Consider the following 6,669-nt stretch of genomic DNA (forward strand, 5'->3'; position numbering starts at 1 on the left):
TTCCCGAGCCGAACGGGCGCGCCATGCCGACGGGATCGGCCGCATTGGCGACCCGTGTCAGAAGCACGGCGTCAAAGCCGAGCTCCATGACGGTGGCAGCATGCGAAGGCGCATCGAGGGCAGCGCCCTCATATTGATCGGCCCGAGGGCAGAACCGATCGGCGCTCACTACGGCATCAGCACCTTGCGCTTCCAGCAGCCGCTCGGCGACGACAAGGTCACCGGTGGTGCAGGGGAATACTGCAAAGCCGTCTTCGCACAGGATGCGCGCGGCCCCGACACAAGGCCGGACACGTCCGGTTGCAGCGTGTCCTGGTTGCCGATCACTTCGAGCTTGATCCAGCTCGTGCCGAACTCTTCGCGCGCCATGTTCGCGATGGTGACCGTTTCCTTGACGGAGTTGCAGCCAGCACTCTCGCCGGCTGAAGCGGCACATGGCTAGCCCGTGGCGCATCGTGTTGCAGTGAAAGCGGCCGTTACGTTACCGAAAAGGGATGGATGCAGACAAGGCCGAAGGCGTGGATCGCAGCGACGACGACAGCGTCAACTTTTTTGGGATAGGCCTTAATCCAATGCAACTCCAGAAACCAACTTTCCCAGACTTGAGGCGTTGCAGGGCAAGACATTGCTTGGTCTAGCGCCCGAGGTCACGCCATGGTCAGCCAGTCCTCTAGCTGACCTCATCACCTAAATCACAGGACTCAAGACGGCTTTCTAGCCCCATCCATGGCATGGATGCATCCAATCCAAACAACCAAGTTTACCGACCTGTCATGATGCTGCATAGCGAAATACCGGCAGGCCGATCAATCAACCACTGCCTTAGATCATTAGATGAGCGGGCCAGAGATTCCAATGGAAGAGGAGAACTGTGCATGCCCGGCCGGACCTCAGAATGGGCCTCACGGCTCTCGTGATAGAGCGAGCCATAGGGTCCGCTAGAATCCGGTAGCTTGGGTGGCGAGAAACCTCCCGTTCTGAGCCCTGTTTGGATCGATCTTGAAATTTGATCGGCCGTTGCCGGAACCGCATATCTGAACTGCAGGTGGCTGAGAGCGATGGCGCTTTCAATAAGCACTGCAACATTATCCACCCTGCCTCTCCACCAGCAAAGCGAAGTCATGAAATTCGGGTCAAGCGGCGTTCGAGGTTCGGATTCGGAATTGGTCGGCAAAGCCAGCGGACTTTATACCGAAGCTTTCGCTTGGCGTTTGATTTCGAGCCGGGTTCAGTCGAATAGTTCGGTCTTCATAGGCCGCGACTTACGTGACAGCAGTCAGGCGATAGTCAACAATTGCATGGCAGCGTTGGCCGCAAATGGTTTTCAGCCGATCGATTGCGGCGCCATACCTACGCCTGCCCTGGCACTATATGCACGCAGACACGGCACGGCCGCTCTTATGGTCACCGGGTCGCACATTCCAGCCGATCGCAACGGCATCAAATTCTATGGTCCGAATGGTGAAATCACCAAGGCGGATGAGGCCGCGATGACGCGCTTTGTAGGCGAAAGATCAGCTGCATATTGCTTGCCACCGGCTCCGCTGGGAGCGACGTGGCCTATGCGCCATGAGGAAGCGATCGGCTGTTATCGAGAGCGCGCCAATGACATACTGGAGCCGGACTCCCTTTCCGGCATGAGACTTGGTGTCTACCAGCACAGTTCGGTCGCGGCGGAACTGTTGGTACAGGTCCTTCAATCGCTTGGTGCCAGCGTGATCGCGGTCGGGAAAACCGGAACCTTCGTACCTGTCGATACCGAAGCCGTGGGCTCGGCAACAATGTCAAAATTGAAGAAATGGGTCCGCGAATTCGGTCTCCATGCCATCGTGTCGACCGATGCGGACGCTGATCGGCCACTCATCGCTGATGAAAATGGCGATCTTTTTCGCGGCGACCTGATTGGGCTCGCAACGGCTCTCTTCCTGAAGGCAGACACGGTCGTGACGCCAGTGACCTCCAATTCGGGCATTACGAAAGCTCTTGGTTTCGAAGTCCGGAGATCGAAGGTCGGCTCTCCATTTGTCATCGAAGCCATGGAAGCCTCAGGCGGCGCCGCCGGCATCGTCCTCGGCTTTGAGGCCAATGGCGGTGTTCTGCTAGGCTCGGATTGCACGGTGAACGGGAAGACGCTGACCGCACTGCCGACGCGGGACTCGCTGCTCCCAATCCTAGCTGTTCTCGGTACCATGGCATCGACAAAGAAGAAGCTGTCGCAACTGCGCGGGTTTTGGAACCTTCCGGCGTGCGCGAGCGAACGCCTTCAAGACTTCTCTGCGGAAACTTCGCGCAGATTGATGGATCGCCTCGCAGACCACGACGTGCTGCGGCAATTTCTCGCTCCGTTCGGGACCGTAGCCGAAGTCGACGAAACCGACGGCCTCAGGGTTCGAATGAGCACAGATGAGATCATACATCTGCGGCCTTCCGGCAATGCACCGGAATTGCGCTGCTATTCGGAAGCTTCGACCGAGAGCAGAGCCACGGCGATCGTCGCCTCGGTGCTGAAAAGGGCATTGGCATCCGCGTCACAGACGATAGGGAGCATTTGATGAAAGTGGTTCCGGTCATTATCAGCGGCGGGGCCGGCTCGCGGCTGTGGCCTGCCTCCAGGCAATCGCATCCTAAGCCTTTCCTCAAGGTGGCGGACGGGCATTCGCTCATTCAGCACACAGTGTTGCGTGCGGTTTCGATAGAGGGGGTCGCCGAACTCGTCACCGTGACCTCCAAGGCCCACCTCTACCTCACGAAAGACGATTTTAACGAGCTGGAGTCTGTTGTGCTGCCGCGCACCTTCCTGCTCGAGCCGGAGGGCCGGGACACGGCCGCCGCTGTCGCCGCGGCGGCGATCCACACCAAGGCAACACAGGGTCCGGATGCGATCCTGTGCATTTTTCCGGCGGACCAAATCATCGGCGACCTGCCGGCTTTTCGAAGCGCCATGAGCCGGGCGATAGAGCATGCGCGGCAGGGGCACATCGCTGCCCTGGGCATAAATCCGAACAGGCCGGACACAGCATTCGGCTACATCGAGGCCGATGGCGAAAAAGTCGTCCGTTTCGTCGAGAAGCCGGACATCGAGACCGCCAAATCCTATGTCGCCTCCAAACGCTTCTTTTGGAACGCCGGCATCTTCTGCTTCAAGGCGCAGGTCATGCTCGACGAAATGGCTGCGCATTGTCCGGAGGTGATCGATGCCGTTCTCGCTAGCTACGAGAATGCTCGCGTCAGCCACGGCGACCATGTTGCCAGCATCGAACTCTCATCTGAGCACTTCGCCATGGCTCCTCGTATTTCACTCGACCGAGCGGTGATGGAAAAAACCCACAATCTCTCCGTCGTTCCCTGCGAAATGGGGTGGAATGACATTGGGTCGTGGAACGCAATGGCTGAACTGGTCGCCGCCGACGTGAACGGAAACAGGATTCGCGGCGATGTTCACATGATCGACACCATGCGCAGCTACATAAGCTCGGACAAGAGAGTCATCGGCACCGTCGGTATCAGCGACCTGGTGATCGTGGATTCCCCCGATGCCCTGCTTGTCGCATCCCGCGATAGCGTCCAGGACGTAAAGAAACTCTTCGAGGGACTCAAGGCTGCGGGACATGAAGCACACTTACTTCACAGTACAGTGCACCGGCCCTGGGGCACCTACACGGTTCTGGAGGAAAGCGAGCGCTTCAAGATCAAGCGCATCGAGGTGAACCCTGGCGGGCGCTTGAGCCTGCAGATGCACCATCACCGCTCCGAGCACTGGGTCGTGGTCAGCGGCACTGCGAAAATAGTCAACGGCGACCAGGAGCTACTCCTGACCACCAATCAATCCACCTATATCCCGTGCGGTCACAAACACCGGCTCGAGAACCCCGGCAATATCGACCTGGTGATGATCGAGGTCCAAAGCGGCGAGTATCTCGGCGAAGATGACATCGTGCGGCTTGATGACGTATACGGTCGAACCTGACAGTCCACTTCTACAGGTCGCAATCAAGTTGGCGCACTCGCGAACGTCTTCTTGTAGCTATATAGGAATCTTCGAAGATGAGGTCTTGATCTAGACGGTGGCGGCCGCCGCATTAGCGGAGCGCCTCCCACGCCGAGAGTGGTCGCGTTTTGGATGCCGCCGGCTCGGGCTTTTTCGGCATCCTATCTCAACTTCGGCCGCCGCTTGTTTCGCATCTTCGAACGGCCGGCTCTGCATTTGGAGGCAAAATGACTGCATCGCCTTTCGCGCTGCCCGAGAAAGTAATTACCGCAATCTCAACCGGAAAACCCGCAATTCAGGCATATCGAGAACATCTTGGCTATTCGACCGAGGAGATCGCCGTGACGAGCGGACTGACGGTAGAGGAGGTCAGGCTGATTGAGTCTGGCCATCCCTTCGACAAGGGCTATCGCGATCGAATCGCTCGGGCACTTGGCTTGGCTGAAAGTATCTTCGATGAAATCTCATCCATCCCAAACGCTGCTTGACCTCGCCCTCTGAAGATTACCCGCCCCAGGGGCCATGAAGAGCATCGCGAAGCCCTTGTGCATCGCCTTCGGCGGCACACCAGCGCAGCTTCCGTGCCGCTCCTTCCTAGATCCCAGTTTCGTGCCGAATCCAATCGGGACACCACGACGCCGCGTTCCTTTGACCGCTGTAAGTCTCCGCAGACATCTCATTGACTGAGCGACGCAAGGCTGATGCCCCTTTGAATCGTTAACCCGTCCTTCAGGGGGTTTGCATAAATCTGCGCTCCGGAAGAAGACCAGAAAGCAAGCTGACTAATCTATGGCCCTGAACAAAGAAGACGCGCTGGATGCCAGAATTCTTCAGGATCAGCTCGCTGATTTGAGGGCCGGTCTCTTCGTGTCGATGCCTGGTCCTTTCCTGCCGTCCTCACGGCCGGATACACAACACCCCAAGCGGCGCTGCATCTGATCATTCTGGCGGGGATTTCAGCAGGTGCGGTAACATACGGCAGTTCGTATTCCGCGGCAGCGATCAACTTCATCACACCGCCACTCCTTATCACTGCAGGATGGCTGCTGACGAAAGGCAACTTGGAAGACTACATTCTGGCTTTTGCGGTTCTACTCTTCGAGGGCGGCTTGGTTCGAAGCTCGTTTGTAGGGCAAGCGCGCTTCCGCGAGGCGAGCCGCCTGAGACATGAGGCCGAGCGGCTTGCGGCCGAAATGGAGCGCAATTCCAGGGAGGACCACTTGACGGGCCTGCTCAACAGACGGGCCCTCGAACACGCAATCGGTCAGTACGAGAACACAGACGGCCCCTTCGTGGCAATGCTGATTGACTTAGACGGCTTCAAGTCTGTCAACGATACCTACGGTCACAGGACGGGTGATGAACTGCTCGTCATGATCTCCCGCCGGATAGAGCAAGAAGCGCCCGCAGGCTCAACGCTCGCCCGTATCGGCGGCGATGAATTTGTGCTTTTTTTCCCCTCGCTCAGAAATTCTCCTTCTCCCAGTATTCTCGCATCCAACATCATAGCCAAACTTGCTCGCCCCTATCCTGGGGTCGCGTCCGTCCGGATCGGAGCATCTTTAGGAATATACTTGGCCGTAAGCCCGGGGCTGACAGAAATGTTGTTGCGGGCGGATATCGCCCTTTACACAGCTAAGCGTCGTGGCAGGAACGAATTTTGCCTGTTCGATGCCGAACTCGACAGGGAGCTGCATCGCCGCCAGTCCATTGAACGCGACCTTCATTCGGCGATAAGGACGAGAAGCCTCAGTTCTTGGTTCCAGCCCATCGTCAGACTCGATACCGAGGCCCTGGTTGGTTTCGAAGCCTTGCTGAGGTGGCCCCACCCGATTCATAGCGCCATCTCTCCGCCCGAAATCATCACAGCCGCGCGCGAAACCGGAATGCTTCAGCTGCTGACCCATACGGTATTCGCGGACTGTTGTGCTCTTATCGACGGCTTGTTGAAAGCTGACCGCCGTGATGTACGTGTGGCAATGGATGTTTCACCGCGCGAACTGGAGGCCGGCGATATCGACGATATGATTCTGAATGGTTTGGCCGCAAAAGACCTGCCACCAACGATGTTCGAAATTGAGATCACCGAAGAATCCTCTGTGGACCCGGACAGAGTGGATGAGAAGCTCGGACGGCTTTCACATGCCGGCATCTCCATCGCGCTCGATGACTTCGGCACCGGCTTTTCCACATTGGCATCGCTCAAGGACAGCCGGATAGGCAAGGTGAAAATTGACCAGGGCTTCGTTCGCGGTCTGGCAAGGTCCCGAGACGACCGGCTGCTTGTCAAAACGGTGATCGATCTTGGTAGGACGCTTGGGATCGAGGTCATGGCCGAGGGCGTGGAGACAGAGGCAGACCGACAAATCCTGCACAAGCTTGGCTGCACAACCGCTCAGGGCTTCCTATTCTCCAAGGCGGTAACTCTGACCCAAGCGCTTGAATTTGCAGTAAAAGAGCACGCGAAAGAGTTGTGACCGCTACCAGCTATTGCTGACTGCCTCAAGGAGAGCGCCAAAGGACGAGATGGGGCTGGAGCGGACATGAGGTGCGTTATCAAGCTCCATTACGACGATGTAGTTGTGGTTCCGAGTAGTTGGTCAAAAAAGGGCGGCATCGCTGCCGCCCTTTCCGTATCTGGAGGCTGATAGAGGCCGGATTAGAAATCCATGCCGCCCATG

4 protein-coding genes and 1 pseudogene are annotated in these 6,669 nt (G+C 57.6%); 4 read left to right on the forward strand and 1 reads right to left on the reverse strand.

Going from position 1 to position 6,669, the window contains the following annotated elements:
• Positions 1–7 precede the first annotated feature (7 nt).
• Positions 8–414 (reverse strand): annotated as a pseudogene (locus AC0L2U_RS32965) (beta/alpha barrel domain-containing protein); the annotation flags it as partial.
• Positions 415–1,121: 707 nt separating this feature from the next.
• Here AC0L2U_RS32965 and AC0L2U_RS32970 point away from each other — a divergent pair.
• The 4 genes from AC0L2U_RS32970 (at position 1,122) to AC0L2U_RS32985 (ending at position 6,465) form a co-directional block, all read left to right on the forward strand.
• Positions 1,122–2,552 (forward strand): phosphomannomutase, encoded by a 1,431-nt coding sequence (locus AC0L2U_RS32970; RefSeq protein WP_473565021.1) that lies wholly within the window; start codon positions 1,122–1,124, stop codon positions 2,550–2,552.
• On the forward strand, positions 2,552–3,967 hold the full coding sequence (locus AC0L2U_RS32975) for a mannose-1-phosphate guanylyltransferase/mannose-6-phosphate isomerase (protein WP_473565015.1): 1,416 nt from the start codon (positions 2,552–2,554) through the stop codon (positions 3,965–3,967). Before AC0L2U_RS32970 ends, AC0L2U_RS32975 begins: the two co-directional genes overlap by 1 nt.
• Before the next feature lie 248 nt (positions 3,968–4,215).
• Positions 4,216–4,476 (forward strand): helix-turn-helix domain-containing protein, encoded by a 261-nt coding sequence (locus AC0L2U_RS32980; protein WP_473603475.1) that lies wholly within the window; start codon positions 4,216–4,218, stop codon positions 4,474–4,476.
• A gap of 573 nt (positions 4,477–5,049) precedes the next feature.
• Positions 5,050–6,465, forward strand: a complete 1,416-nt coding sequence (locus tag AC0L2U_RS32985) for a putative bifunctional diguanylate cyclase/phosphodiesterase (RefSeq protein WP_473603476.1) — start codon at positions 5,050–5,052, stop codon at positions 6,463–6,465.
• Positions 6,466–6,669 lie beyond the last annotated feature (204 nt).

Source organism: Mesorhizobium sp. WSM4808 (genome assembly GCF_055811675.1).

Bases quoted from the DNA above. Each gene is read 5' to 3' on its own strand.
- AC0L2U_RS32975 (WP_473565015.1), top strand. From the start codon at position 2,552: ATGAAAGTGGTTCCGGTCATTATCAGCGGCGGGGCCGGCTCGCGGCTG.
- AC0L2U_RS32970 (WP_473565021.1), top strand. From the start codon at position 1,122: ATGAAATTCGGGTCAAGCGGCGTTCGAGGTTCGGATTCGGAATTGGTC.
- AC0L2U_RS32980 (WP_473603475.1), top strand. From the start codon at position 4,216: ATGACTGCATCGCCTTTCGCGCTGCCCGAGAAAGTAATTACCGCAATC.